At 56.2% G+C, this 26,682-nt stretch carries 25 protein-coding genes; 11 read left to right on the plus strand and 14 right to left on the minus strand.

The annotated features are described in order from the left end of the window. Nucleotides 1-228: 228 nt before the first annotated feature. On the minus strand, nt 229-1,308 hold the full coding sequence (locus ACEQU8_RS14325; RefSeq protein WP_370264498.1) for a tartrate dehydrogenase: 1,080 nt from the start codon (nt 1,306-1,308) through the stop codon (nt 229-231). A gap of 107 nt (nt 1,309-1,415) precedes the next feature. On the opposite strand from ACEQU8_RS14325, the gene ACEQU8_RS14330 reads away from it, so the two are divergent. Next, nucleotides 1,416-2,309, plus strand: a complete 894-nt coding sequence (locus tag ACEQU8_RS14330; RefSeq protein ID WP_370264499.1) for a LysR family transcriptional regulator — start codon at nt 1,416-1,418, stop codon at nt 2,307-2,309. On the opposite strand, the gene ACEQU8_RS14335 is transcribed toward ACEQU8_RS14330, so the two are convergent. The 3 genes from ACEQU8_RS14335 to ACEQU8_RS14345 form a co-directional block, all read right to left on the minus strand. After that, complete coding sequence (locus ACEQU8_RS14335) at nt 2,306-2,680, minus strand: DUF779 domain-containing protein (RefSeq protein ID WP_370264501.1); 375 nt, start codon at nt 2,678-2,680, stop codon at nt 2,306-2,308. The two genes, ACEQU8_RS14330 and ACEQU8_RS14335, sit on opposite strands and share 4 nt — an antisense overlap. Nucleotides 2,681-2,779: 99 nt before the next feature. Further along, a complete protein-coding gene (adh, locus tag ACEQU8_RS14340) occupies nt 2,780-4,300 on the minus strand; it encodes an aldehyde dehydrogenase (protein WP_370264502.1) in 1,521 nt (506 codons plus the stop codon). Between the two features lie 174 nt (nt 4,301-4,474). After that, nucleotides 4,475-5,575, minus strand: coding sequence for a substrate-binding domain-containing protein (locus tag ACEQU8_RS14345; RefSeq protein WP_370264503.1), 1,101 nt, complete (start codon nt 5,573-5,575; stop codon nt 4,475-4,477). Nucleotides 5,576-5,655: 80 nt separating this feature from the next. Between ACEQU8_RS14345 and ACEQU8_RS14350 the strand changes: the two genes are divergently transcribed. The 3 genes from ACEQU8_RS14350 (at nt 5,656) to ACEQU8_RS14360 (ending at nt 9,439) form a co-directional block, all read left to right on the plus strand. Next, nucleotides 5,656-6,480: a quinoprotein dehydrogenase-associated SoxYZ-like carrier gene (locus ACEQU8_RS14350; protein WP_370264505.1), complete on the plus strand. Its 825-nt coding sequence runs from the start codon at nt 5,656-5,658 to the stop codon at nt 6,478-6,480. Continuing rightward, a complete protein-coding gene (locus ACEQU8_RS14355) occupies nt 6,477-7,460 on the plus strand; it encodes a quinoprotein relay system zinc metallohydrolase 1 (protein ID WP_370264506.1) in 984 nt (327 codons plus the stop codon). Before ACEQU8_RS14350 ends, ACEQU8_RS14355 begins: the two co-directional genes overlap by 4 nt. Nucleotides 7,461-7,693: 233 nt before the next feature. Next, on the plus strand, nt 7,694-9,439 hold the full coding sequence (locus tag ACEQU8_RS14360; protein WP_370264507.1) for a PQQ-dependent methanol/ethanol family dehydrogenase: 1,746 nt from the start codon (nt 7,694-7,696) through the stop codon (nt 9,437-9,439). A 272-nt stretch (nt 9,440-9,711) separates the two neighbouring features. Here the strand turns inward: ACEQU8_RS14360 and ACEQU8_RS14365 are convergent, their stop codons facing one another. The 10 genes from ACEQU8_RS14365 to ACEQU8_RS14410 form a co-directional block, all read right to left on the minus strand. Further along, a complete protein-coding gene (locus ACEQU8_RS14365; RefSeq protein ID WP_370264508.1) occupies nt 9,712-10,992 on the minus strand; it encodes an OmpP1/FadL family transporter in 1,281 nt (426 codons plus the stop codon). A gap of 110 nt (nt 10,993-11,102) precedes the next feature. Continuing rightward, nucleotides 11,103-11,921, minus strand: a complete 819-nt coding sequence (locus ACEQU8_RS14370) for an ABC transporter permease (RefSeq protein WP_370264510.1) — start codon at nt 11,919-11,921, stop codon at nt 11,103-11,105. Then, nucleotides 11,915-12,691, minus strand: coding sequence for an ABC transporter ATP-binding protein (locus tag ACEQU8_RS14375; protein WP_370264511.1), 777 nt, complete (start codon nt 12,689-12,691; stop codon nt 11,915-11,917). Before ACEQU8_RS14375 ends, ACEQU8_RS14370 begins: the two co-directional genes overlap by 7 nt. After that, the gene (gene pqqE / locus ACEQU8_RS14380) at nt 12,672-13,892 is read right to left on the minus strand and encodes a pyrroloquinoline quinone biosynthesis protein PqqE (RefSeq protein WP_370264530.1); all 1,221 of its coding nucleotides are present in this window, start codon (nt 13,890-13,892) and stop codon (nt 12,672-12,674) included. Before pqqE ends, ACEQU8_RS14375 begins: the two co-directional genes overlap by 20 nt. After that, entirely contained in the window at nt 13,892-14,164 is a 273-nt protein-coding gene (gene pqqD / locus ACEQU8_RS14385; RefSeq protein ID WP_370264512.1) for a pyrroloquinoline quinone biosynthesis peptide chaperone PqqD, read from the minus strand. The genes pqqE and pqqD overlap by 1 nt, the downstream gene beginning before the upstream one ends. Then, nucleotides 14,161-14,877 (minus strand): pyrroloquinoline-quinone synthase PqqC, encoded by a 717-nt coding sequence (gene pqqC, locus ACEQU8_RS14390; RefSeq protein ID WP_370264514.1) that lies wholly within the window; start codon nt 14,875-14,877, stop codon nt 14,161-14,163. The genes pqqD and pqqC overlap by 4 nt, the downstream gene beginning before the upstream one ends. Beyond that, a complete protein-coding gene (pqqB, locus tag ACEQU8_RS14395; protein WP_370264515.1) occupies nt 14,874-15,806 on the minus strand; it encodes a pyrroloquinoline quinone biosynthesis protein PqqB in 933 nt (310 codons plus the stop codon). The genes pqqC and pqqB overlap by 4 nt, the downstream gene beginning before the upstream one ends. A gap of 73 nt (nt 15,807-15,879) precedes the next feature. Continuing rightward, complete coding sequence (gene pqqA / locus ACEQU8_RS14400; RefSeq protein WP_370264531.1) at nt 15,880-15,954, minus strand: pyrroloquinoline quinone precursor peptide PqqA; 75 nt, start codon at nt 15,952-15,954, stop codon at nt 15,880-15,882. A gap of 271 nt (nt 15,955-16,225) precedes the next feature. After that, on the minus strand, nt 16,226-17,407 hold the full coding sequence (locus tag ACEQU8_RS14405) for a porin (protein ID WP_370264516.1): 1,182 nt from the start codon (nt 17,405-17,407) through the stop codon (nt 16,226-16,228). Nucleotides 17,408-17,756: 349 nt separating this feature from the next. Then, entirely contained in the window at nt 17,757-20,285 is a 2,529-nt protein-coding gene (locus ACEQU8_RS14410; protein ID WP_370264517.1) for a sigma 54-interacting transcriptional regulator, read from the minus strand. A gap of 348 nt (nt 20,286-20,633) precedes the next feature. Between ACEQU8_RS14410 and pedF the strand changes: the two genes are divergently transcribed. From pedF to ACEQU8_RS14445, 7 genes are all read left to right on the plus strand, one after another. Continuing rightward, complete coding sequence (pedF, locus tag ACEQU8_RS14415; RefSeq protein WP_370264519.1) at nt 20,634-21,089, plus strand: cytochrome c-550 PedF; 456 nt, start codon at nt 20,634-20,636, stop codon at nt 21,087-21,089. A gap of 95 nt (nt 21,090-21,184) precedes the next feature. Further along, nucleotides 21,185-22,051, plus strand: a complete 867-nt coding sequence (locus tag ACEQU8_RS14420) for a substrate-binding periplasmic protein (protein WP_370264520.1) — start codon at nt 21,185-21,187, stop codon at nt 22,049-22,051. Between the two features lie 218 nt (nt 22,052-22,269). After that, the gene (locus ACEQU8_RS14425; RefSeq protein ID WP_370264521.1) at nt 22,270-22,743 is read left to right on the plus strand and encodes a 4Fe-4S dicluster domain-containing protein; all 474 of its coding nucleotides are present in this window, start codon (nt 22,270-22,272) and stop codon (nt 22,741-22,743) included. A 22-nt stretch (nt 22,744-22,765) separates the two neighbouring features. Beyond that, nucleotides 22,766-24,613: an aldehyde ferredoxin oxidoreductase family protein gene (locus ACEQU8_RS14430; RefSeq protein WP_370264522.1), complete on the plus strand. Its 1,848-nt coding sequence runs from the start codon at nt 22,766-22,768 to the stop codon at nt 24,611-24,613. Then, nucleotides 24,610-25,986 (plus strand): NAD(P)/FAD-dependent oxidoreductase, encoded by a 1,377-nt coding sequence (locus ACEQU8_RS14435; RefSeq protein WP_370264524.1) that lies wholly within the window; start codon nt 24,610-24,612, stop codon nt 25,984-25,986. The genes ACEQU8_RS14430 and ACEQU8_RS14435 overlap by 4 nt, the downstream gene beginning before the upstream one ends. Next, the gene (locus ACEQU8_RS14440) at nt 25,953-26,204 is read left to right on the plus strand and encodes a MoaD/ThiS family protein (RefSeq protein ID WP_370264526.1); all 252 of its coding nucleotides are present in this window, start codon (nt 25,953-25,955) and stop codon (nt 26,202-26,204) included. Before ACEQU8_RS14435 ends, ACEQU8_RS14440 begins: the two co-directional genes overlap by 34 nt. Nucleotides 26,205-26,223: 19 nt before the next feature. Continuing rightward, the gene (locus ACEQU8_RS14445) at nt 26,224-26,529 is read left to right on the plus strand and encodes a hypothetical protein (protein ID WP_370264528.1); all 306 of its coding nucleotides are present in this window, start codon (nt 26,224-26,226) and stop codon (nt 26,527-26,529) included. The last annotated feature ends 153 nt before the right edge of the window (nt 26,530-26,682 follow it).

Here is a 26,682-nt window from a genome sequence, read left to right on the forward strand (position 1 = left end):
CAAGAATGAACGGTGCCCCCCAAGGGGGCAGAGGCCCGACCCGACCTCAGTTTTGGAGGGCGGGCCTCAGTTCAGGCGAGGCTCAGGGAGGGAAATACAGATTGGCCGTCGCAAAGGGGTATGGACCTGCTTGCTTCAAGGAGCAAGCGAATCAAATAGGACGGCACAACAAGCCGCATGGACCTGCTGGCTTCAAAAAGCAAGCGACACCGTCATACCGCTATCCCCTCACTGAATGCATTCAGCAATCGCCTGACCCAAATCGGTGGTGTTGGCTTTGCCCCCCATGTCTGGCGTGCGGGGCCCCTCCACCAACACGGTTTCTATGGCTTTTAAAATGGCATCGTGCGCAGCTTTGTATTGCGGGTCCCCCTTGCCTATGGCGTCCAGCATCATTGCGCCCGACCAAATCATGGCAATGGGGTTGGCGATGTTTTTGCCGTAAATGTCTGGCGCCGAGCCGTGCACAGGTTCAAACAGGGAGGGAAATTCACCCTCAGGATTCAAGTTGCCCGAGGGAGCAATTCCGATGGTGCCGGTGCAGGCTGGGCCAAGGTCTGACAGGATGTCGCCAAACAAGTTGGAGGCCACCACCACATCAAATCGCTCTGGGCTTAGCACAAAGCGAGCGGCCAAAATGTCGACGTGGTATTTGTCCCAAAGCACATCGGGGTACTGCTTGCCCATGGCTTCTACCCGCTCGTCCCAGTAGGGCATGCTAATTGCGATGCCGTTGGATTTGGTGGCTGACGTCAGGTGTTTTTTGGGGCGGCTTTGGGCCAGTTCAAACGCGTATTTCAAGATTCGGTCGGTGCCTTTTCGGGTAAACACCGCCTCTTGCAACACGGTCTCGCGGTCGGTGCCTTCGAACATGCGACCCCCCACGGCAGAGTATTCGCCTTCAGTGTTTTCACGCACCACATAAAAATCAATGTCGCCCACCTTCTTGTTGGCCAGAGGGCAGGGTATACCGGGCATCAGTCGCACGGGGCGCAGGTTCACATACTGATCAAATTCGCGTCGAAATTTCAGCAGGGATCCCCACAGCGAGATGTGGTCTGGCACTTTGTCAGGCCAGCCCACGGCACCAAAAAACAAAGCGTCGAAGTTGACCAGTTGATCAAACCAATCGCTGGGCATCATTTGCCCGTGCTTGAGGTAATAGTCGCAATGCGCCCAATCGAAATGGGTGAATTCAAGCTTGAGGTTGTAGCGCCGTGCAGCGGCCTCCAGCACGCGCAGCCCTTCAGGAGTGACTTCCTTACCAATGCCATCGCCTGGAAGTACGGCAATTTTCTTTGTGCTCATGAAACACCTGCCTTATAAATTGGTGGATGCGTGCAGTGTATCAATTTGCTATTTGGTTGATAATAAAAATTAAAGTTGAATAATATTTAACCAAAAGGTTAATAAATATGCGAAACATGCCCGATCTGGATGAAATTCAACTGGTGTTGAACTTGTGCAGGCATGGCTCGATGTCGGCCTATGCACAATCGGCAGGTGTCAGCGCCGCTTATGTGAGCAAGCGACTGGCGCAGTTGGAGGCCCGTTTGGGCGCGCGCCTGTTTCACCGCAGTACGCGCAGCCTGTCACTGACCGAGCAAGGGGAAACCTGTGTGGAGTGGGGGCAGCGCGTGCTCGACAGTGCTGAAGATTTAATGAACGCCATGTCGGCCGAGCGCTCGGTGCCGCAGGGGCTGCTTCGAGTGTGTTCCAGCACGGGCTACGGGCGCTCGCGCGTAGCGCCTGCTTTGTCTGCCCTGGTGCGCAAATACCCACAGCTGGAGGTGCAACTGGAATTGATGGATCGCCCGGTGGACCTGCTGACCGAAGGTTTTCACTTGGACATTCGGCTGGGGGCAGTGCAAGAGCCTGGGCTGATTGCAAGACACATTGCCGACAACCGTCGCATTCTGTGTGCCAGCCCAGCCTATTTGAAGCGGGCTGGGCGAGTAAAGTCGATTGCTGATTTGCAGCACCATTCTTGCCTGGTGATTCGGGAGCGCGATCAATTGCCTGGGCGATGGGTGCTGCAGGGGCCCGGTGGCGAAGAAACGGTGCGGGTAAAGGGGACACTTAGCTCCAACAATGGGGAGTCGGTGCGTCAATGGGTGGAAGATGGGCATGGCATTGGCCTGCGCAGCGCTTGGGATGTGGCGCCCTTGTTGCAGACCAACAAGCTCAAGCAGGTGCTGCCTGCATACTTTCAGCAAGCCAATGTGTATGCTGTGTACCCGTCGCGCTTGGCCAGTTCGGCCCGCTTGCGGGTGTGTGTCGAGTTTTTGGCCAAACGGCTGTGTGTCTAGGCGTGTATTCGTTCCACGGGGGGCAGGGCGGCAAATTCCTCGTCGCTGTACAGGCGTGAACGGGTAATAAATCGTTGGCCCGTGGGGCGCTCCAGGCTGAACATGCCGCCGTTGCCTGGCACCACGTCGATGCACAAGTGCGTGTGTTCCCAGTACCCAAATTGAAGTTCATTCATGTAAAAAGGCACCTCGGCGATGGTGCCCAGTTTGACGTCCGATTGTCCCAGTGGAAATTCCTCCTGCAAGAAGAGCATGGGCGCGCTGCCATCGCAGCAACCACCGCTTTGATGAAATATGACGTCACCGTGTTGCCCTTTCAGTTGATTGATTAACTCAATGGCCGCTGGTGTGGCGCTGACTCGGGTGGGCATTGTTTACAGCTCCAATGTGTTGAATGTTGGTACGGCAAGGCGCCTGGCCATGGGTGGGCGAGACGCCTTGCCTGTCATCTAAACTGGCTCAAGCCTTGCTTAGAAAAATCCCAGTGCATTGGGGTTGTAGCTCACCAACAGGTTCTTGGTTTGCTGGTAGTGATGCAGCATCATTTTGTGATTTTCGCGACCAATGCCCGACTGCTTGTAGCCACCAAATGCCGCATGGGCGGGGTACAGGTGGTAGCAGTTTGTCCAAACGCGGCCCGCTTGAATGGCTCGCCCCATGCGGAATGCGCGCGCACCGTCACGGCTCCAAACGCCCGCGCCCAAGCCATACAAGGTGTCGTTGGCAATTTGCAGCGCTTCGGCTTCGTCTTTGAAGGTGGTCACCGACAACACGGGTCCAAAAATTTCTTCCTGGAAAATGCGCATCTTGTTGTGACCTTTAAACACCGTGGGTTTGACATAGTAGCCACCGGCCAGGTCACCGCCTTGCTTGTTCTGTTCTCCGCCAATCAGGCACTGGGCTCCTTCTTGCTTGCCCAGGTCGATGTAGCTGAGAATTTTTTCCAGTTGTTCGGAGGAGGCTTGTGCGCCAATCATGGTGGACTCGTCCAGGGGGTTGCCCATCTTGATTTTGCCAACGCGTTCAATGGCCCGCTCGATGAACTGCTCGTAAATGCTTTCTTGAATCAATGCGCGGGAGGGGCAAGTGCACACTTCCCCTTGGTTAAGTGCAAACATGGCAAAGCCTTCCAGCGCTTTGTCGAAGAAGGCATCGTCGGCATTCATGATGTCTTCAAAGAAAATATTGGGTGATTTACCACCCAGCTCCAGCGTCACAGGGATCAGGTTTTGCGAGGCATAGTTCATGATGAGGCGCCCTGTGGAGGTTTCGCCTGTGAATGCAATTTTTGCGATGCGCTTGTTGCTGGCCAGGGGCTTGCCAGCCTCCAAACCAAAACCATTGACAATGTTCAACACCCCTGCGGGCAGCAGGTCGGCCACCAAATCCATCAACACCAAAATGGAGGCTGGTGTTTGTTCTGCCGGTTTGAGCACCACACAATTGCCAGCCGCCAAGGCGGGCGCCAGCTTCCAGGCAGCCATCAGGATTGGAAAGTTCCAGGGAATAATCTGACCCACCACGCCGAGCGGTTCATTGAAGTGGTAGGCGTAGGTTTGGTGGTCGATCTCGCAAATGCTGCCTTCTTCACCTCGAATGCAGGCAGCAAAGTACCTGAAGTGATCGATGGCCAGTGGAATGTCGGCGGCCATGGTTTCGCGCAGTGGCTTGCCGTTGTCCAGTGTCTCGGCCACGGCCAGCAGGCGCAGGTTGCTCTCCATGCGGTCTGCAATTTTGTTCAAGATGCCAGCCCGTTCGGTGGGAGATGTTTTGCCCCAGGCGTCTTTGGCTGCGTGAGCAGCGTCCAGCGCGGCTTCTACGTCTTCGGCTTGCGATCGAGCCACCTGGCAGATCGCCTGCCCGGTCACCGGGGTCAGGTTGTCAAAGTATTGCCCGGCTTTTGGGGCGGTCCACTTGCCACCAATGAAGTTGTCGTACCGACTTTTGAATGGAAAGGCCACGCCCAGTTTCATCTCGTCAACCATGTTCATTTTCCCTACTCCTTGTGTTTTTGAAGGTAATGGAAGCAGGGGCAACGGGCATGCCAGTGGCAGCTTGGCGCGAAGTTTTGCAAAAGATTGCATTGCACTGGGGCTTGGGGAAACAACTTGTGAATGCAGTCTCTTTGTATGTAAAAACTTTCCGAATTGTGTTGCAGTGTTCGCTTATGACACACGCAAATGAGGGGTGTGGCGGTCGGCCAGTTGGTAAAGGTAGTTTTCCAGGGGATGCACTTGCCCCAGCCTGCTGGCTTGGTACCCCGGGGTTTGCTCCACCGCGTCTTTGACGCTGTTGGAGCTTAGCCAAGGCAGAAGCACTTGCATGGCAGGGTAGGCCAGGTCGGAGGTGTGCAACACCAAAAAGTATTGGTCTTGCGACACCGGTCTGAACTGCAGCCCGTATTGCATGGCCGCTGCCCGTATGCCCAGGCCCAAATCCCCGTGCCCGGCTGCAATGGTACACGCCACGGCCAGGTGAGAATTTTCTTCATGGTAGTAACCGGGCAGGTCGTCGGGATTCAGGCACGCCTGTGTAATGAGTGCATTGAGTTGATGGTGGGTGGAGGACGATGAGTTGCGGTTGACCAGCAAAGCCCTGTTTCTGGCCACATCGCCCAGGGTGGGTGGGGTTTCGCTGGGGCGGCTCATCCAGCCAATGTCGCGTTCGAATAATTCAACCACCGAAAGGTTGCCGCCACGCAGCCAACGTCGCATGATTTGATGCACATGCGAATGTTCCTGTTGACCCACCGGCAAGTGGCAACCGGCCACGCGCACCTCGCCCCTGTGCAGGGCCGATAGCGCAGCAATGCTACCGCTCCAGCGCAGGGACATTTGCAGTTGCTTGTAAAGCGGTGTGCTGTTGAACAAACGCTGCAACACCATGTCATCGCTCATGGCCAGGCTGATCCAGGGTTTGTTTTGATCGGCATCCAGCCACTCAGCATTGAGTTGTTCGCCCACTGTGCCCAGTTCGGGCGCAATGCGCACCTGGCCTTGTTCAACCATCCAAAGCAGCTTGTGGCCAAAGCGGGTGAGGCATGCGCCAGCCCGGCCATGTGTGGCCACCACCTCCTCGCCCAGTAATTGGTTGTATTGCTGAATTTGGGCCCACAGGGTACGGTAAGACACCCCCATGGTTTTGCAGGCCAGGGAAATGGAGCCTTCGTGTTGAATGGCCTGTAGCAGTTGTAACAAACGCTGGTCGAGGTCAACGGATTGCCCGTCGTCGCGGGTCCAGCGCGCAGAGACTTTTAAATTAAGCATGGGCGCACTTGGGCACGTGGTTAGGCACATCGATTGCTTGCATTTTGACAGATAAATAAAACATGGGGAGACAATTGATCATGAAGTGTTTGAGTGCTTTTGTTCTTGCTGCGCTGAGTGTGCTGCTGGTCAACGCCATGGCTGCCCCAGCCGCACAAGCGGCCTCGGCAGAGTTTGGGGCCGTGCAGGGGGACCTGACCGGCGGCGATCCCTTGGGCTCCATGCAATGGCCTGACATGAAAGCGCAGTTTTTTGACGCCAAAGCCACCACGGTGTTTGACAGCCGCATCAAGGTCACCGTGCCCCTGTTTGCTGAAGACGCAATGAACGTGCCCGTGTCCTTTGATGCGTCTGCTTTGGGCAAGGTTAAAAAAATAGTGGTGCTGGTTGACCGAAACCCCATCCGCAAGGTGTTGGAGTTCATTCCCGAGCGGGCCAAGCCCGCATTGAATTTTCGATTCAAACTGGAGCAGGCCAGCCCCATTCGGGTTGCGGCGCTGACCGATGCCAACGTGTGGCATGTGGGCTACGCCTTTATTGAAGCCTCGGGAGGGGGGTGCACCGTGCCGGGCGCCACACGCGCCGATGGCAGTTGGCCCAAAACCTTAAACCGCGTGGCTGGCAAAGTATTTGATGCCAACAGCCTGCGGCAAGACGCTCGCTTGCGGGTGCAGGTGTCCCACCCCATGGACACTGGCTTGGTGGCTGGAGTACCGGCGTTCTACATCGAAGAAATGGTGCTTCGCGATGGCAAGCAACAGGTGTTGGCACGTTTGTACCCTTTCGAGCCTGTGTCTGAAAACCCTTTGTTTTCTTTCGATTTTGATCAAAAGCCCATGGGCCCCATTTCGCTTTTGGGGCGCGACAACAATGGCAATCTGATTGATGCAAAGGTGGGGCAATGAGGAAACGTGCTCTTGCCCTGGCCCTGTGGCTTGCCCTTGCTGTAGCAGGGCAAACCGTGCAAGCAGAGTTGCCCAATGTGGCGCTTCCCGAGCCCAACAAAGACACCCTGGATTATGGTTTGAAGGCCACGCGCATTGCCAAAGGCTGGTATGTGATCGCTGGGGCCAATGATGATTTTTCGCCTGCCAATGGCTGCAACATCATCAACACCGGGTTTTATGTGGACGACACCGGTGTTTGGGTGATCAACACCGGAACATCGCGTTTGTACGGCGAACAGCAAAAGGCTTTGATTGGGCGTGTGGCCAAGGGCAAACCCATTGTGCAGGTGATCGCATTGAACCTGCACCCGGATTACTTTTTGGGCAACCAGGCCTATGAGCAAGCCACCTTGGCTGCCACCCGAGTCACCTTGGCTGGCATGCGGGCCGAGGCCAATATGTATGAAGACAATCTGTACCGATTGTGTGGTGACTGGATGAAGGCCACACAGGCCGTGCTGCCCAGCCAGACCCTACAACCCTCCGCTCTGAAGGCGCTGGGAAATCGCCCTGTGCAAGCCCTCGAACTGAAAGGGCACACCGATTCTGACCTGGTGCTGTTTGATCCCGAAACCCGCGTATTGTGGGCGGGCGGCTTGGTGTTTTATCAGCGAATTGCCACCACCCCGCACGCCAAGATCAAGCCCTGGATTGAGAGTTTAAAAACACTCAAAGCCTTGAAGCCCAAGGTGGTGGTGCCCAGCCATGGCCCAGTGAGTTGGGGCACCGAAGCCATTGATCAAACCCTGGATTACCTCACCTGGCTGGACCAGCGTTTAACCGACGCAGCACGCATGGGAGCCGACTTAAACGATGTGATGCGTCAGGGTGTGCCAGAGCGTTTCAAGGGTTTTGCTGCTTACCCAGCCGAGTTTTATCGCAACGTGACCCATTTGTACCCTGCCTATGAGCAGGCCGAGCTGGGTGGATTCAAATGACCTGCGGTGCGCAACAGGTGTTGCATCTTGAAACAGTCCAACTGTTGCAAACGATTTGTGACAGGTCTGTGTCGTTGTGTGTTCCATGTGCCGTGTGGTGTGCCAAGTGTCGATTTTTTGGCTTGGCATGAAGCTTGCGCTAGTTCAAACGGGGCGCCCCGACTCTGCAAATGAGGGGCGTAAAAACCAACTTAGAACTCACTAAGCAACGGATGATGAGAGGAGAGTACAACATGCGCAAAACCTTATTAAGCGCGATGGTAGCGACAGCTTTTGCTGTTCCGGCAGTGGCTTTTGCTGCCGTTACAGATGCAATGATTCAAAACGACGCCAAGACCACTGACAACGTGTTGTCTTGGGGTATTGGTACTGAGGGCCAGCGATACAGCCCACTGAAAGACATCAACGTATCCAACATTGGCAAGCTGGTGCCAGCGTGGTCGTTTTCGTTTGGTGGTGAAAAGCAGCGTGGTCAAGAAAGCCAGCCGTTGATTTACAACGGCAAGATGTTCGTGACAGGTTCTTATTCACGTATTTACGCGCTGGATGCAGCCACTGGTGAAAAGCTTTGGAAGTACGAGCACCGGCTGCCAGAAGGCATCATGCCTTGCTGTGACGTGGTCAACCGCGGCGCCGCTTTGTACGACAACCTGGTGATTTTTTCTACCCTGGATGCACAGTTGATTGCCTTGGACCAAGACACCGGCAAGGTGGTTTGGAAAGACAAAATTGACGACTACGCAGCGGGCTACTCCAACACTGCAGCCCCCATCATTGCCAACGGCTTGGTGCTGACTGGTGTGTCTGGTGGTGAGTTTGGCGTGGTGGGCCGCGTAGAAGCCCGCGATGCCAAAACGGGCCAGATGGTGTGGTTGCGCCCCACAGTCGAAGGTCACATGGGTTACACCTTTGACAAAGACGGCAACAAAAAAGAAGCGGGCATTTCTGGCACCACCAACGCCAGCTGGAAAGGCGACATGTGGAAAACAGGCGGCGCGGCCACTTGGCTTGGCGGCACCTATGACAGCAAAACAGGTTTGGCCTATTTTGGCACGGGCAACCCAGCGCCTTGGAACAGCCACCTGCGCCCCGGCGACAACCTGTTCTCCACCTCCACCGTGGCCATTGATGTAAAAACAGGTCAAATCAAGTGGCATTACCAAAACACCCCCAACGACGGTTGGGACTACGATGGTGTAAACGAGTTTGTGACCTTTGACCTCAATGGCAAGCGCGTGGGTGCAAAAGCAGACCGCAACGGCTTCATGTACATCAATGATGCCACCACAGGCAAACTGGAAAACGCCTTCCCCTTTGTGAAGAAAATCACCTGGGCCAAGGGCATCGACATCAAAACAGGTCGCCCAATTTTTGACCCGGCCAACCGCCCTGGCGACCCCACAGCCAAAGACGGCAAGAAAGGTGAAGTGGTATTTTCTGCCCCGTCTTTCCTGGGTGGTAAAAACCAGCAGCCCATGGCCTACAGCCCAGACACCGGCCTGTTCTATGTGCCCGCCAACGAGTGGGGCATGGAAATCTGGAACGAGCCCATCACCTACAAGAAAGGTGCGGCTTACCTGGGCGCCGGTTTCACCATCAAGACCCTGCCCGGCGTGGATTACATCGGTGCACTGCGCGCCATGAACCCAAAGACCGGCAAGATCGAGTGGGAGATCACCAACAACGCTCCACTGTGGGGTGGTGTGCTGACCACCGGTGGCAACCTGGTGTTCTGGGGCACGCCTGAAGGCTTCCTGAAAGCCGCTGACGCAAAAACCGGTAAAGAGGTATGGAAATTCCAGACCGGTTCTGGCGTGGTGGCTCCTCCCGTCACCTGGAAAGGCAAAGATGGCCAGCAGTACGTGGCCGTGGTGTCTGGCTGGGGCGGTGCTGTTCCCCTGTGGGGCGGCGATGTGGCCAAGCGTGTGAACTACCTTGAACAAGGTGGCTCAGTGTGGGTATTCAAGCTGATGAAGTAAACAGCTTGTAAAAATCACCAGCCTCGCCTTGGTTGACGGGGCTGGTGAGCAGTAGAAGTAGAGCAGTGGAAGTAGTACAGAAGTTGTTGTGTTTTCACCCCCGAGTTTCTTGCCTGCTCCGCAGGGAACTTGAAGGACGCAGACGTATTGAACAAATTGCTCCTTGGGACCTTTTTGCTGCAAAGATTGGGTGCGGCAAAAAGTTGTAGCGGTTTGTGAGTCTCCTAAACGAATGCGTCTTTTATGCCCGGCCATGAGCCGGGTTTTTTTTATTAAAACTTATAGGCCACTTGCCCAGACACAATGAACGCATCGCCCTCTGCCGTGCCTAGCACTCGGCTTTGTTGCCCCATGGCAGGATTGCCCTCGGTGCTGTCTATTTTGGCTTTCTTGGGGATTACATATTGAAACGCCACGTCGAAAGTGGTGCGGGTGTTCAATGTGTACTGTGAGCCTAGCGCCAGGGTAAGACGGTCTTCATCGGGCAGGCGAACCTTGCGCCGCTCATCCGGTACCGGCGTCAAGTCGTAGGCCACGCCCGCTTTCAGGTTGATGGTGTCGCTGTATTTGTAGATACCACCCAGTGCGAAGCGCCAGCTGTTTTTCCATTCATAGTCCTGAACGGGGATGGGAGCGGCACCAGCACCCGCATTGACTCGGTCAAATTGCAGCTTTTGCACGGTGCTCCATTCGGTCCAGCTTGCGTCGGCCAGCAATTGCCATGTTGGGTTGAGCTCGGTCACGCTTGAAATACTCAACGATGAAGGCAGGCGGATTTTACTGACCAGCGCGCTATTTTGAGTGGTTGCAGCAGGTCCGCTGAAGGTGACATTGCCTTTCAGGTCTTGTTCGATGGCGGAGCGATACGCCAAGCCGACCCGAGTGGCTGATGTGACTTGAGCCAATACGCCCAGGTTAAAGCCGTAGCCCCAACCGTCGCCAGCAATGGTTGTGAGTGATTCAGCGCCCGCGCCCACCACCGAGGCAGAAGTGAGCTTTGCGTCAAGTTTTTGAGCAGAAAGGCCCGCTCCAAATGCCCATCTTGCGTTTGGCTTGTACGACACAGAGGGGTTGATGTTCAGGGACTTGATGTCAGATGTAACGCCCTGAAAGCGCCCAACCCAATCAGGTTGGAAGTCGGTTTTCAGGCCAAAGGGTGTGGCCACTGACAAGCCAAAATTGACTGACTCGCCAAACGGAAGCACCAAGTGGAAGTTGGGCACATAGCCTTCAGCGCCAAAGTCGCCCACGTCGCGCCCCGGGTTGCCTGCCACGGCTGCGGGGGTGGTGGTGCCTTCGTTTTTGAATTCGCTGTTCAGGTCGATGTAGTGACCACCCAGCACCACTTGCCGCTGGCTCAGGCGGCTCATGCTGGCCGGGTTGAACCAAGCGGCGCTCGCATCGTCACCAATGGCGGCTTTGCCTGCGTAGGCAACACCTGCGCCGCTGGCATTTTGCTCCAGCAGTGCAAAGCCTGCTGCGTGAGATGTGGCGGCGGTGGACAGCAATGTCGCGATAGCCAGGCAATTGGCCTTGAGTTTGAAAATAGTCATATGTTCCTCAGCAAGTTATAGATTGAATATGCGAGGAAAGATTGTAGGTAAAAATACGAACGTTCGTGCTAAATATACTAGAATTTTTACACTAAAAATACAAGGTTTATTTAGTTTGTGTTCAGCGGAACCGCCGCGCCACTTCGTGAAAAACGCCAGGTGGCCACGCCCATCATCACGGCTGTGCTGCTTAGCAGCAGCAGCACATTCAGCCCGGTTGAAAACTCGGGGTGGCTGCTGAAGGCTGCGCGAAGCATGTCCACCGCATAGCTAAACGGGTTGAGCTGAGCCACCCAACGTGCCAGGGCGGGCATGGGCTCGATGGGGTAGAGTGCTCCGCTGAAAAAAAACACCGGGAAAATCACGAAGTTCATCATCACTGCAAAGCCATCGATGCTCTTGGCCAGTGTGCCGCACATCACACCCAAGGCGGCGCAAGCCAGGGCTGCCAGCCCCGCCACGGGGGCCAACACCCACGGGGCGGGCCACATGGTGCGACCTAACCAGGGCATGGCGCGGCTTGCGTCCACGCCAAGCGGCAACAGCAGGGTGTACAACCCCTCCAGTGCAAGCAACAGCAAAAGCAACAACACCATTTGAACCAGTGCGGCAATGGCTGCAGCCAGGGTTTTGGCGACGATGACATGGGCGGTGTGCACTGGGGCTGTGACCAGCAAGCGCATGGTGCCAGCGTCTTTGTCGAGCGCGATGCTTAGCCCCCCCACCATGCCGCCAAAGAGCAGGGTCATGCCCACAATGCCGGGCAGCAAGCGGGCGGTGTAGTCAAAACCAGCCAAGGCTTGCATACCCCCGCCAATAATCCACAGCCAAAGCAGCGGGCGCACCATGGCCGCCGCCAAGCGATCTTTTTGCATCAATAGCTTGCGAGTTTCGCGTTGAATGACTGCACCGTAAAACTGCATCAACATGCGCCTTCCCCCATTTTCCAGACAAACCAGTCGGCCAGGGTGGCAGTGCGCGTGGTGCTCACCCGTTGGTCGGGCAACTCATCCAGTGCTTGGGCGGGGGTGCCGGTCCATTGCAATCGGCCATGGTTTAAAAAGCCCACTCGGTCGCAGCTGTTGGCCTCGTCCATCAGGTGGGTGGCCACCAAAATGGTGAGCCCTTTTTCGGTTTGAAGCGTTTTAAGCGTGCGCCAAACGTCTTGCTTGGCGGGCACATCCAGGGCGTTGGTGGGCTCGTCCAGCACCAACACATTGGGTTGGTGGATGAGTGCGCGTGCAATGTCGATCATGCGGCGTTGCCCGCCAGACAAGCTGCCCACCGTGCGCCCAAGCAGTGCCGCAATTGGCAGCACAGCCAATAGCTGTTGAAGATTGTTTTTGAAATGGTGTTGGTTTAATCCTTGAAGCCCGGCAGCATATCGCAGGTTTTGCTCCACACTCATGAAGCGGTCCAAAGACACTGACTGAAACACAAAACCCAAGTGTTGCCGGGCCAAGGCTGCGTGCCTGCTGGTGCTAAAGCCTTGCACGGTTAACTGCCCCATGCTTGGCTGTATCAGCCCGGCAATCAGGCTGATCAGCGTTGTTTTACCGGCCCCGTTGGGCCCCAGCAAGCCAAACATTTCGCCGCTGTGCAATTGAAGGTCGACACCGGCCAAAGCGGCGTGTTCACCCCAATAAAAATGAACATGGTCAGCGCGCAGGCGTACAGAGTCAGTTGGGCTTGGGTTCAAGGTGGGTGTTGCTTAAGTGCAGTGAGTTGTCGTCGCTGCGATACCATACCACGGGCACTTCAGCCGTGGCGGCCTGGGCGATGTGAGCAGGCTTTTGCACCTTGAAATGCTCAGCCCCCTGCGCACTCTGCGTTTGCGCCGCCTGCACAAAAGCCACCACTTTTTCGTGGTGGGGTGATTTGTGGCACACCGGGTCGGCCTGGGTGGCATCGCCGGTTATCAAGTAGGCCTGGCAACGGCAGCCGCCAAAGTCTTTGGCTTTGTCGGGGCAGGTGCGGCAAGGTTCTTGCATCCAACTGTCGCCTCGGTAGCGGGCAAAGCCATCGCTTTCATACCAAATGTGTTCCACACTGTGGGTGCGCACGTTTGGGAATTCAAACCCCGGCAACATACGTGCGGCCTGGCAGGGCCGCGCGGTGCCGTCTGGGCTGATGCTTAAAAACACATTGCCCCAGCCGCTCATGCAGGGTTTGGGCGTGGTCTCAAAGTAATCAGGCACCACAAACAGCAGCTGCATGGTGTTGCCCAAGCGTTCACGCCATGCGGCCACGCGGGCCTCGGCATGCTGCAATTGTTCGCGGGTGGGAATCAAGGCGGCCTTGTTCTGGAAGGCCCAGCCGTAGTATTGCGTGTTGGCCAGTTCAAGGTATTCAACGCCCAATTTAACCGCAAGCTCGATGATGGCGTCGATGTGGTCAAGGTTAAGCCGGTGCAGCACCACATTGAGCACCATGGGCCAACCCGCGGCTTTTACCGCAGTGGCAATTTCAAGTTTTTTGGCAAATGTTTTGGTGTCACTGAGCGCGTCGTTGGCCGCCTGCGTGGCGTCTTGAAAACTCACCTGGATGTGGTCCAAGCCCGCAGCCTTCAGGGCTTGCAGGCGGGCGGGTTTTAAGCCAATGCCAGAGGTAATCAGGTTGGTGTAAAAGCCCAGTTTGTGGCCATGGGCCACCAGCTCTTCGAGGTCGTCCCGAAGCAAGGGCTCTCCGCCAGAAAACCCCAACTGCACGGCACCCAGTGCGCGTGCCTGGCGCATGGTGTTTTTCCATTCGTCGGTGCTGAGCTCTTCGGTGTTGCGTTTGTAATCCACCGGGTTGTAGCAAAACACGCAGTGCAACGGGCAACGGTAGGTCAGCTCTGCCAGCAGCCACAGCGGGCCAGCGGGGCGCGTGTTGGTGTGGTTGGCCTGAGGTGCCTGCATCATGCCTTGAGCCAGTTGCGCCGGGCTGCTTCGGCCAACATGCTTCGCACATCGGCGTCCAGCCCTTGCGTGGAAAATTTTTCTTCGAGGGTGCGCACAATATCGTCCACTGTTCGGTTGCCGTCGCACAGCAATAAAATTTCGCTGGCCGATTGGTTTAACTTGACCATGCCTTCTGGGTAAAGCAGCACATGGGCCTGTTGCGCCTGCTCATACTGCATGCGGAACAAGGGGTTGAGCTGGGGGCGTTCAGGAATGCTGGGGGTGTTCATGTTTTATTTCGCGACTTTTTGGAATCAGGATACGCCAATGCAATGGCGTCGGACATGCTCCACAGCACGTCCAGCTTGAATTGCAGAATTTCCAGCGCACGTTCTTGCTGAGCCCGGGTTTTAAAATGCGCCAGGGTAAGTTCTAGGCCGTGCTCCACATCGCGCTGCGCAAGGCTGATTCGCGAGCGAAAATACTGCAAGCCTTCGCTGGCCACCCAAGGGTAATCCTTGGGCCAGTTTGCCAACCGCTGTTTGTGAATTTCGGGTGCAAACATTTCGGTCAGCGACGAGCAAACCGCCTCTTGCCATGGGGCACGGCGTGCAAAGTTGACATAGGCATCCACGGCAAACTTCACACCGGGCAGCACGTGTTTCAGGCTCCAAAGCTCATCCCGTGCAATGCCAACCGCTTCGCCCAAACGGCTCCAAGCTTCGATGCCGCCCGCATTGCCATCCCATCCATCGTGATCGAGTATGCGGTGCACCCAGCGTCGTCGCGTTTCGCGGCAATCGCAGTTGGCCATGATGGCCGCGTCTTTTTGCGGAATCATGAGCTGGTAATAAAACCGATTGGCCACCCAGCCACGCAGCTGCTCGCGGCTTAAACGGCCCTCGCGCATGTTGATGTTGAATGGGTGGTGAATGTGGTATCGATCCCCTTTGGCGCGCAGCTTTGCTTCAAATTCCGCTTTGCTCCAGGCTTTGTTGCTCATGCAAGAATCTCCATGCCGTCGTAAGACACTTCAATGCCTTCTTGCGTCAACCGGGCACGCTCTTCACCGCGCTCGTTCAAGATGGGGTTGGTGTTGTTGATGTGGATCAGCACCTTGCGCTGGTGTTTGAATTGTTTAAGCTGGCTGATCATGCCACTGCCCGGTTTGCCCGGTTTGTCGCTTTGTGGCAGGTGACCCATGTCAGCGGCCATTTTGCTGGAAAAACCTTGCGCCACCATTTCGTCTTCGGTCCAGAAGGTGCCGTCGACCATCAGCACGTCGGCGTCCAGCATGTGGGGCAACAGGTCGGGCGTGATTTCTTCAAGCCCCGGGGCATAAAACACTTTTTTGCCGGTGTTTTGGTCTTCGATCAACAGACCAATGTTGTCGCCGCGGCGCTGCGCATATCGGCTGGGCGAATAGGGCGGCGCCTTGCTCACCAAGGGAATGGATTTGATTTTGATGGATTCAAGCGGTGCAATGCTGAAGGGTTCATCGCATTCGGTGCACAAGGGGGTCCACTTGACCCCGCAATAAAAGCCCAGCGTGGGCACCAGCGGAAGGCCGTTGGTGAGGTCCTCCCACACGGCCGGGGTGGTGTACAAGCGCATGGGGGTTTTGCCCTCGCGCATCATCAACAGGCCGGTGCTGTGGTCAATTTGTGCATCCATCAACATGACGGCGGCAAGGCCGGTGTCGCGTGGGCCGCGATTGGGCTGCAACTCGGGTGTGTTTTTGATTTGGGTCAACAGGTCAGGCGAGGCGTTGACCAATATCCAGTTGGGTGATCCGTCCGAGATCGCGATCGAAGACTGCGTGCGGGCGGTGTAACCTGGTGTGCCATTGCGCACCGCCTGGCAGTTTTTGCAGTTGCAGTTCCACTGCGGGTAGCCCCCGCCAGCTGCAGAACCCAGAACTTTGATTTTCATGTTTGCTTTTGTTTTGGGGTAAAAAAAACCCCGCCAGCCGTGGGGCTGCCCGGGGTTGTACCGACCGTTAAAATCAACGGTTGGCGATGTACATGGTGATTTCGAAACCGAAACACATGTCAACAAAAGATGGTGTGGTCCACTGCATGAAAAATCCTCCTCGTGCTTTGATTAAAATGCCTGCCCTTGAAGACAGTCTGAAGAACCCGGTTGGCTTTCGCAAACCCTGTTGTTTGTTCTCATGGTAAAACCAGCAAGATGCGTGCCGTCAACGCCCGCTGCTCGTCACCGGGGGGCCTTGCGGTGCGGTGTGGTGCAGGGGATGTGTGGGTGTTGCAAAATGAAACACCCCAAGCAAAAAGGCGCGAGCCTTGTGAGCCCGCGCCTTGGGTAAATCGTTAACGGAGGGTGGTTAACGATTAGAAGAACAGGATGGCACCAACGGCGATGGTGCTTTCTTCACCCTTTGGGGTGCCTGCAGGTGCAAAGCGATATTGCTCTTCGCGGGTGATGTACTCACCGGCAATCGTCAGGCTTGGCGTAAGGTTGTGATACACGCCCAGCACCATTTGGCTTGTCTCGTCCAGCATGATGGCGTTGTCGTTGCGTGTGGCATCCAGGGTGGAGGCGCCGTAGTTAATGCCAAACTTGGTGTTGCCCACTTTGTAAGTGGCTTGCACCAGGTAGCCGTCGGAGTCACGCTCCAGGCCTTGGCTGTCTGCCCCACCAAAACCAATCAGCGTGGTGCCCAGGCCTTCGCCGGTGAAGTAATTGCCAGTCAGACCAAGGTTGCCAAATGTTAGAGCTGCTCCCACTTCATAGCCAGAGATGTCAGTTTGCGAAGCCGAAGTGCCTGCGGTTGGCAACGTGTCACGACTTTGGTTGATCAATGCGCCCCACACCTTGCCGCTGTCGCCCAGGCTGTAGGAGGCCATGGCCTGAATGCCGGGGGAGTCCGCTTCACCGCGTGGTGATTTGGGTTGGAATACACCTGCCGACAGGCTGAGGTTGCCCATGGCTGGTGCGGTGTAGGTGATTTGTGGCTGGAATTCCGTGTAGATGTAGCCAGCGCCAATCGAGCCCAGTGTGGTGTTCAAAGCGCCGTTGAAACCGGAACCGCCACCCACAGCCAACAAGGACATGTCGTTCAGAATTGCGTTTTGACCGAACAGGCCGATGTCACGGCCCGCTTTGATGGTGCCCATGCTCTCGTTGCCGAACTGCAAGAACACGCGACGCTGGTCACCCACCAACTGGCCAGAGGTGCCGGTGTTGGCGCCTGTGAAGGTGGTGCCTGGGTCGATGGAGATCACCGCCTTCAAATCGTAGCCGGCTTGCTTGGTGGAGGCTGAGAAGATAATGAAACCGGGCAACAAACCGTTTTGAATGGATGTGCGGTCTTGACCCGTGGCCGTACCACCACACACGCCCAGCGCGCCGCTGGCGGTTGCACCAGCATTGTCGCAGCTGGTGGTGTTGTAGTAAGCGTTGACAGAGCCAGAAATATCCATTTCCCAGTCGCCGGCCTTGAAACCGATGGCGTGAGCCGATGTCCCCATGGCGGCCAGAATAGAAGCTGCTACTAATTTTTTGCTGATCATGTGATCAACCCTCCAGTTTTGGTTTTAAAGGTTGTTGCTTGTTGGTCTTGTAAAGCTCGCCAAGCCGAAAAACAAAGCCAGCTTGGCTTGGAGGGGAGCAGCGCAAAAGCCGTGCCAATTCGCAAGCTATTGATAATAAACAATAAAAATAAATTTCGAGGGAATTTGTGACCTTGGTTCGCCACCAGTCGAAAGCGCATCAGGCGATGCGATTTGGAGCAAAGCTGGGCGGCTTTGACACAGGCATATGACAATTGAGTGACAGGTCGGTGACAGGTGTTTTAGGAGGGTGTGACAAAAAAAGCCACCCGCGTGGGGTGGCTTGCTTGAGGGCGGCGTTGCAGTTGGTTTATTTGCTGTTAAGCCGCCTGTAAATGGTGTTGCGGGAAATGCCCAGCATGCGGGCGGCAGCGCTGACATTGCCACGGCAGGTTTCAAGTGCCTCTTGAATTGCGCGCGATTCGAGGTCGTCCAGATTGATGGGTGAAGCCTCAGGTGTACGCATGGCCTGCCGGGCGGCCAAATAGCCTTGCGCTCTTGCATCGTGTGCGCGGCTCAAGGGGGAGCTGGGCTGCGCGGGTGCTTGGGCGGTGGGCATGGCGTGCCCCGAACCCATCTGGCTTCGCATGGGGCTGGCCTTGTGCCATGTGTTAAAACGCTCTTCACGGAATTTGCTGAAGGTTTTGTCCAGGCCGTTGTGGCTTGTGCCGAGTTCTGTGGTGTTGTGGGATGCCCGGTGCACTTTCAAGTCGAATTGCGGGCGTGTGGTTTGCTGCGCCGGTGTGCCCGCTTGGCGAGCCAAGGCCGGGCGCTGCTCACCACCATGCCGCATGGCGCTGTGACCGCCTGGCACATGGCTTCCCTGGCTGTGCGAACTCACTTTGGCTTGCACAGAAAAACTGCTGCGCACGCTGAACTTGGGTTTGTTTAAAACAGCACTGGAGCCTTGGGTGGTTTGCGGCATGGCAGGCGGTACAGGGGCCTGAAAGCCCGCAGTGCCGCCTGGTGCCGCTTGTGCGCATTGATGCAACTCATGGGCCTGCTCTGGCCCCAAGCGTAGGGCTTCCCATTCGTCAAGAAAGTCATCAGGCAGATGGTCCCACTCGATGGTTTTTTGCTCATCGGTCATCACGCTGGCTGTGCGCAAAATATTGGTGAGCTGGCGAATATTGCCGGGCCAACTGTGGGTGTTGAAAGCCTTCATCACTTCGGCCGACACCACAATGTCGGGGTTTTGGGATTCGTTTTCCAGAATGCGCTGAATGATCTTGGCCAGATCGGTGCGCTCGCGCAGTGCCGGCAGCCGAACCACCAAACCATGCAAGCGGTAATACAGGTCTTCGCGAAACTGGCCTGTGGTGATCAAATCCCGCAGGTTGCGGTGCGTGGCGCATATCACCTGCAAGTTCACCGGGATACTCTTTTGGCTGCCCAGCGGGGTAACCACCCGCTCTTGTAACACGCGCAGCAGGCGCGCCTGTAGCGAAATGGGCATGTCGCCAATTTCATCCAAAAACAAGGTGCCGCCGTTGGCCTGCAAAATTCGCCCTTGCGACCCTTTCTTTTTGGCGCCAGTAAAAGCCCCGTCTTCGTAACCAAACAATTCCGACTCAATCAGGGTCTCTGGAATGGAGGCACAATTCACGGCCACAAAGGGCTTGTCCTGGCGGGGCGAGTCGTTGTGGATGGCTTGTGCCAAAATTTCTTTGCCAGTGCCTGTTTCGCCCAAAATCAGAATCGGGATGTCTTTGTCGATCACCTTGCCCACTTTCTCGATGATCTTGGCCACTTGGGGGTCGCCCGTGTTCAGGTACTTCAGGCTGGACAAATGCCGGCTTTTGGCACAGGCCGAAGTTTTGGTGGCCGGTGCGTGGGCCACGTGGCTTGTGGTGTGCACCACGGGCTCGGCGCTTTGTTTGACCAAACCCACGGAATCGAAAATTTTACTGCGCCCAACGCTGCCCAGGCTTGCGCGTGCGGTCACTTGGTTGCCGTTGTGCAAGCACAGGGTGAGCGGCAGAGGGTTGCAGGTTCGGTAATGATCGATTAAAGCCGACAGGGGCATGCCAAACAGCGAGCTGAACGTGTGGGATTTAAGCGCATTGCTGGACATGCCAAATTGAATCATGGCCGCCCGGTTGGCCGCCAAAAACTTGCCCGATGGAGAAAACGCCGCCGACCCTTCCACCACCGACCCCAAAAACTCGCCGCGCTGGTGGAAGCTCACAATGATCGCTTCTTGGAACGAGGTGTTGAACAGGTGGTTCTCGATCATTTGGGCAGACATGCGCACCAGGCCCATGGTGTGGCGGTGGTAGCTGCGGTAGTCGCCTGTGACATCGAGCACACCAATGGCCACGCCTTGCGGGTCAAAAATGGGGGAGGCCGAGCAGGTTAAAAACCGGTTCACATCCAAAAAGTGGTCTTGACCATGCACAACGGTGGGCAACTCTTCGATGAGCGCCGTACCAATCGCATTGGTGCCTTTGTTTTCTTCGCTCCACGTGACGCCAGGGGCCAAGGCCACCTTTTGTGCCTTGGCCAAAAAATCATCATCGCCCAGCGATTCAATGATGGTGCCGCTCGCGTCGGTCAGCAAGACCATGCTGTGGGTGTTTACCACCTGCTCGTACAGGGTTTCCATGAAGGGGAGGGCGCACGACCTGAGTCGATTGTTTTTCTCGAATAACTCTTTGAGCGCGTTGGTGGCGGGGGGAGCCATGTCCACCTTCGAGGTGGTGTCCAGCCCGGCGGCCGATGAACGTTGATGTGCACGCCGGATAAATTCCAAATGTCCGTCGGTGCCCGGGTCGATGAGCTCCAACACTTGCGCATTGGATGAAACGGCGCTGCCTTCCCGGTCGGGTGTAAATCCCATGTTGTGTCTCCTGCTTCGGTGGTGCTGCTGGTTTTTATAGTGTGATGTGGGTGCAACTAAAGCATTGGCAGTGTTTGTTATTGAATGTATGAATTATTGCTCTGCCTGTCAATTGCAACGCAAGCGTTGTGCCACCCATTGCGTCAGTTGCTGCGTTGGTTCCTGATCGCCTGTACCAATTTGCAACAGTTGGAAAAGCCAACTTAGCACATCCCCCGAACACCTGCCATGCAATTCTAAAAAAGTCACAATTCGTCAAGGCTTTGGTGTGAACCCACCTGCCGGGTTGGCATGGGGATTGCAAAGTGGGGGGTGTTACGAATCGACCATTAAAATCAGGAGTTGTGGATGTTAGTCAGAAAAGCCCTCGTGGCCTCCGTTTTATCAATCAGTGCCAGCCTGGCCTTTGCGCACGGCGATGTGACCCCGCAAGTGGTGGACACCTCGACCTTGAAGCAGTTGGGCGATGACATGCTGGACAACAACCCGTACACCGGCGACAAAGAAGCCATTCGCGTGGGCAGCTCGGCCTACAACCAAAACTGCGCGCGTTGCCATGGCCTGGAGGCCATCAGCGGTGGCATCAGCCCAGACCTGCGCAAGATGAACTCCGAGTGTGATTCCTTTGCGGGCGCCAAAGCCAAGAAGGAATGCAAAACAGAATTGGATGTTTACTTCCGCAACACCGTGTTGGGCGGGCGTGTGCGGGGTGACCGGGTGTACATGCCTCCGTTTGCAGGCATTCTTAGCCAAGAGGCCATTTGGGCCATCAAGGCGTATGTAGAAACTCGCCCTTACGAGTAAGCGGGCATGGCGGGGGCTGCTTAAAGCCCTCGCCCCATCACATTCTTCAACAACAAAAAAGTGCTTCCAAGGCACTGCTTCAGGAGACCTTCGACATGATTGCTGCATGCCGTGAACTCACGCGCGTTTTGCTCACTTTGCTCGTGTTTGCATTGTGGGTGTCCCATGGCCCGGCCAAGTCCCAAGACCTGCAAGATTGGGATCGCGTCAAAGCGTCGGGCGTCCTCACCGTGGCCGTGTACAACTACCTGGCGCCTTACTCTGACCAAGGCAAGGGCATTGATGTAGACATTGCCAAAGCGCTGGCCGATAAGCTGGGTTTGGGTTTGCGTGTGCGGCCATTCAATGAGGACGAAGAGTTTTCTGATGATTTGCGCAACATGGTGTGGCGCGGGCATTACCTGGCTGGGGGCCCTGCCGATATTTTGATGCATGCGCCGGTGGACGCTTATGTAATGCAGAAAGAAGATCAGGTGCTGTTTTTTTCGCCCTACACGCGGGACGACATTTACGTAGCGCGTAACGTAAAAAAGCTGCCAACACTGGACAGCCTGGAGCCTTTTTCAAAGCCGGGCAATAAAATTGGTGCAGAGGCTGCTGCTTTGCCCAGCGTGATGCTGGCCGGTGCCGATGGCGCTGCATATGCGGACAACCTGGTGAACTTTAAAACCCCCAAGGAAGCCGTCGAAGCCATGCTCAAAGGCGACTTGGTGGCGGTGATGGCCACCCGGGCAGAGCTTGAATGGGCCTTGGCGCAGAACAAAGCCAGCGCCGACGATTTTTATGTCTCCAAAGTGCCTCACAATGCTTTGCCCCCCAAGGGTTGGGCGGTGGGCATGGCCACCAAAAAGAGCAACAAGGTGCTTGCCGAAAAGCTGACCCAAGCCATGACTGAGCTCAAAGAGTCGGGCGAACTGGCCAAAATTTTTGAACGCTACGGTGTGCGCTACGTACGCCCGTAAATCTTCCCCTGGCAATGATGTGCATGCAACACCTGTACCAAAATGAAACAGGTGTTGCATCGTGGTCGTCCGCGTCGAGCGAAATTATGAAAGTTGTTGCCGCAACCGCTTAATCGGCCCCACACAAGTTGGCAGGCTTATTGCATAAGTCCCCAAGTATGGGTTCTGGCCCACCTAAGAAAACCTAAAACCAATAAACCAAAGCGAGGATACTCTGGATGCAAAAATCTCTTCACATCACGCCTGACAAATGCACAGGCTGCCTGCAGTGTGAAATGGCCTGCAGCTACGAAAACTACCAAGTCTTCAACACCTCCTTGTCGCGGATCAAGGTTTTCGATTTTCACCACACTGGCAAAAAAGTGCCTTACACCTGCACCCAGTGCGACGAGGCTTGGTGTTTGCACGCTTGCCCGGTTGAAGCCATCACCATGGACAAACAAAGCGGCGTAAAGCTGGTGGCCGAAGATGTGTGCGTAGGCTGCAAAGTGTGCACCATCGCTTGCCCGTTTGGCACGGTGAACTACGTGCAAGAGACCGGCAAGGTTCAGAAGTGCGATTTGTGTGGCGGTGACCCCGCATGTGCGGAAGCCTGCCCCACCGGAGCGATCACCTTCGTGGATTCCAACTGGACCGGCCTGGACAAAATGAAACAGTGGGCCGAGAAGCTCAGCAACCAGGCGCACGCATAAACACATTAGGGAGAAGACGAACATGGCATGGACCGGCAAAGTACTGCGCGTGAACCTCAGCACAGGCACCTGCAGCAGTGAAGACCTTCGGATGGATTGGGCCAAAACCTACCTCGGCCAACGTGGCCTGGCCACCAAATATTTTGTGGAAGAAGTGGATGCCAAGGTGGACCCACTTGCCCCAGAGAACAAACTCATTTTTGCAACCGGGCCGCTGACAGGCACCATGGCCTCCACGGGTGGGCGTTATTCGGTCATCACCAAAGGCCCACTGACAGGCGCAATTGCTTGTTCAAATTCTGGCGGTTATTGGGGCGCCGAGTTGAAAAATGCGGGCTGGGACATGGTGATTCTGGAAGGCAAAGCCGACAAGCCCGTGTACCTGCTGATTGAAAACGACAAGGCCCGCGTGATGGACGCAAGCGACCTGTGGGGCAAAAGCGTGTGGGACACCGAACCCGCTTTGAAGACCAAGCACCAAGACCCCCTGATGCGCGTATGTTCCATCGGCAAGGCTGGTGAAAACGGCGTGTTGTACGCCGCCGTGGTGAACGACCTTCACCGCGCGGCAGGCCGCTCGGGCGTGGGCACCGTGATGGGCTCAAAAATGCTCAAGGCCATTGCCGTGCGCGGAACCAAGGGTGTGGGCAACATTCACAACCCCAAAGAGTTCATGAAGGTGACCTTCGAGAAGAAAAAAATTCTTGCAGAAAACGCAGTGACCGGCCAAGGGCTGCCAACCTACGGCACGCAGGTGCTCATGAACGTGATCAACGAGATGGGCGCCATGCCCACCAACAACCACCGCGATGTGCAGTTTGACGGGGCCAAAGACATTTCTGGCGAAAAGATGCATGAGCCCCGCAAAACCGATGGCAAGCCCAACCTGGTCACCAACCAGGCTTGTTTTGGCTGCACCATTGCATGTGGTCGCATTTCCAAGATTGACGAAACCCACTTCACCGTAGAAAACAAGCCGCAGTATTTTGGCGCATCGGGTGGCCTGGAATACGAAGCCGCATGGGCCTTGGGTTCGTCCAACGGGGTGAACGACCTGGAAGCACTCACCTACGTCAACTTCTTGTGCAACGAGCACGGGATAGACCCCATTTCCTTTGGGGCCACTGTGTCGGCCGTGATGGAACTGTACGAAATGGGCGTGCTCACCAAAGAGCAAATTGGCATTGAGGCACCCTTTGGATCGGCCAAGGCCTTGGTGCAGTTGGCCGAGTGGACCTGCAATGGCGAAGGTTTTGGCAAAGAGGTGGGCCAGGGCTCCAAGCGGCTCACCGCCAAGTACGGCCACCCCGAGTTGTCCATGAGCGTGAAGGGGCAAGAATTCCCGGCTTATGACTCACGGGGCATTCAGGGCATGGGTTTGACCTACGCCACCTCCAACCGCGGTGCTTGCCACCTGCGCTCCTACACCGTGGCCTCCGAGGTGCTGGGTATTCCGGTCAAAACCGATCCTTTGGTGACCGATGGCAAGCCCGCTTTGGTGAAAGCATTTCAAGATGCCACAGCCATTTTTGACTCGGCCGGCATTTGCGTGTTTACGAGCTTTGCCTGGACCTTGGCGGATGTGCAGCCTCAAGTGGCCGCTGCCTGTGGCGACGAATTTGACATGGCCAACCTTGAAACCATGGGCGAGCGCATTTGGAACCTGGAGCGTCAATTCAACTTGGCGGCTGGCTTTACCAAGGCCGACGACGATTTGCCCGCTCGCCTGAAGAAAGACGCGGCCAAGGTAGGCCCGGCCAAAGGCTTGGTCAATGGCATCGACAAAATGCTGCCCGAGTACTATGAGTTGCGCGGTTGGGACACCGAAGGTCGACCAACCAAGTCCACCTTGGAGCGCTTGGGGCTATGAGCAAACAAGCCGGTGTATGCCGCCACGTTATTCTGGGCAATGGCCCGGCCGGCGTGGTGGCCGCAGAGCAAATTCGCAAACAGCGCCCCCGCGACTCCATCGTGATGGTGGGGGGCGAGCCCGAGCCGCCGTATTCCCGCATGGCCATCCCTTACTTGCTCATTGGCAAGGTGGGCGAAAGCGGCACCTATTTGCGCAAAGATCCTGAGCATTTCAAAAAACTGAACATTCAGGAAATTCGGGCCAAGGCCACGAAACTGGACACCGCAGGCAAAAAGGTACAACTCGACAACGGCACTACGCTGGAGTACGACAAGCTGCTGATTGCCACGGGTGCACGGCCCATCTCGCCGCCCATCCCGGGGGTGAACCTGCCCGGCGTCTACCCTTGCTGGACCTTGGAGAATGCGCGGCAAATTATTGAGTTGGCCAAACCAGGCTCGCGTGTGTTGCAAATGGGCGCAGGCTTTATTGGCTGCATCATCATGGAGGCGCTTGCCCTGCGTGGGGTAAAGCTCACGGTGGTGGAAATGGGCAACCGCATGGTGCCCCGCATGATGACCGAAGGCGCGGGCAGCATGATTCGCGACTGGTGTATTGCCAAGGGCGTGGATGTGCATTGCTCCACCAAGGTGGAGGCCATTGAAGCAGGCACGCAGGCCGATGAGCAGGGCTTGATCTCCAAGATCGGCTCTGCGCTGGGTTTTGGCACCGCAGTGGCTGCGGCAGGCGGCGCACCTTTGCGGGCCAGGTTGTCCAATGGCACCGTGCTGGACTGCGACCTGATTATTTCGGCCACCGGGGTAAAACCCAACCTTGATTTTTTAGAGGGCAGTGGGCTAGAGGTGGATCAAGGGCTGTTGGTGGATGACCACATGCAAACCAACATTGCCGATGTGTATGCCGCCGGTGATGTGGCCCAAGTGCGCGATTTTTCGACCGGGCAAAAAACGGTGAACATGATTCAACCCGCCGCCGCGGACGATGCTCGAATTGCCGCGCAGAACATGATGGGCTTGGGCACCACCACGCCGGGCAGCCTGGCCATGAACGTGCTGGACACCCTCGGTTTAATTGCCGCCAGTTTTGGGCAATGGTGGGGAGCCGAAGGCGGCGAGAGCGTAGAGCTTCGAAACACCGAAGCCTTCACTTACCTTCGATTGGAGTTTAAAGACGATGTGCTGATTGGTGCCACAAGTTTGGGCCTGACCGACCATGTGGGCGTGATGCGTGGTTTGATTCAAGGCAAAATTCGACTGGGTGAATGGAAAACACATTTGCTGGAAGACCCCACCCGCCTGATGGAAGCCTACCTGGCCTGCGCACAATCACAAAGCACATGGAAATTACCTTCAAACTCTTTGCAACACTGACCGACTATTTGCCGACGGGCCGCGTAGACAACGCGGTTCGTTTGCAAATCCCCGAGGGCAGCACCGTGCAGGCCGTGATCGACCGGTACAACCTGCCCGAAAAACTCACCCACCTGGTGTTGGTCAATGGCGTGTACATCGACCCGGCTGAGCGCAGTGCGCGTGTATTGACCGAGGATGACGTGCTGGCCATTTGGCCGCCGATTGCGGGTGGTTAAGCCGCAGAAAGAGGGTGTCATGAGTCAGTTTGAAAACGCGGTGACGCTTGACATGTCTTGCACAGAGCGCGAATTGTGGCGTTGGCTGGACGAGTTGATTGCACGCTTGTACCCCATGCGCCAGCGTGAGCAAAGCCTCGCAGAGTTCCAGGTGGACGGCGGCTTGGCCCGCATCCATTGGGAGCCTTTGCCCGACAGGGTGATTGCCTTGGTGCGCTTGAAGCGGCTGGCTGTCTCGATCGGTTTTGAGGCGGGGGTGCCCGGGGCAGAGCGGGATGAGTTTGTGAGACAGTTCAGGTTGCATACCTTGCGGGGCGGGGGCTAGGGCAAGCTGCCAAGCGCTTGCTCTTTGAAGCCAGCAGGACCGTGCCCCGTTTAGCGGTGTAGCTTGCTCTTTGAAGCCAGCAGGACCATGCCGCTTGTTGTGCCGTCCTATTTGATTCGCTTGCTCCTTGAAGCAAGCAGGTCCATGCCCCTT

This window comes from Limnobacter sp., from assembly GCF_964228395.1.
In the GTDB taxonomy this organism is placed as follows: Bacteria; Pseudomonadota; Gammaproteobacteria; order Burkholderiales; family Burkholderiaceae_B; genus Limnobacter.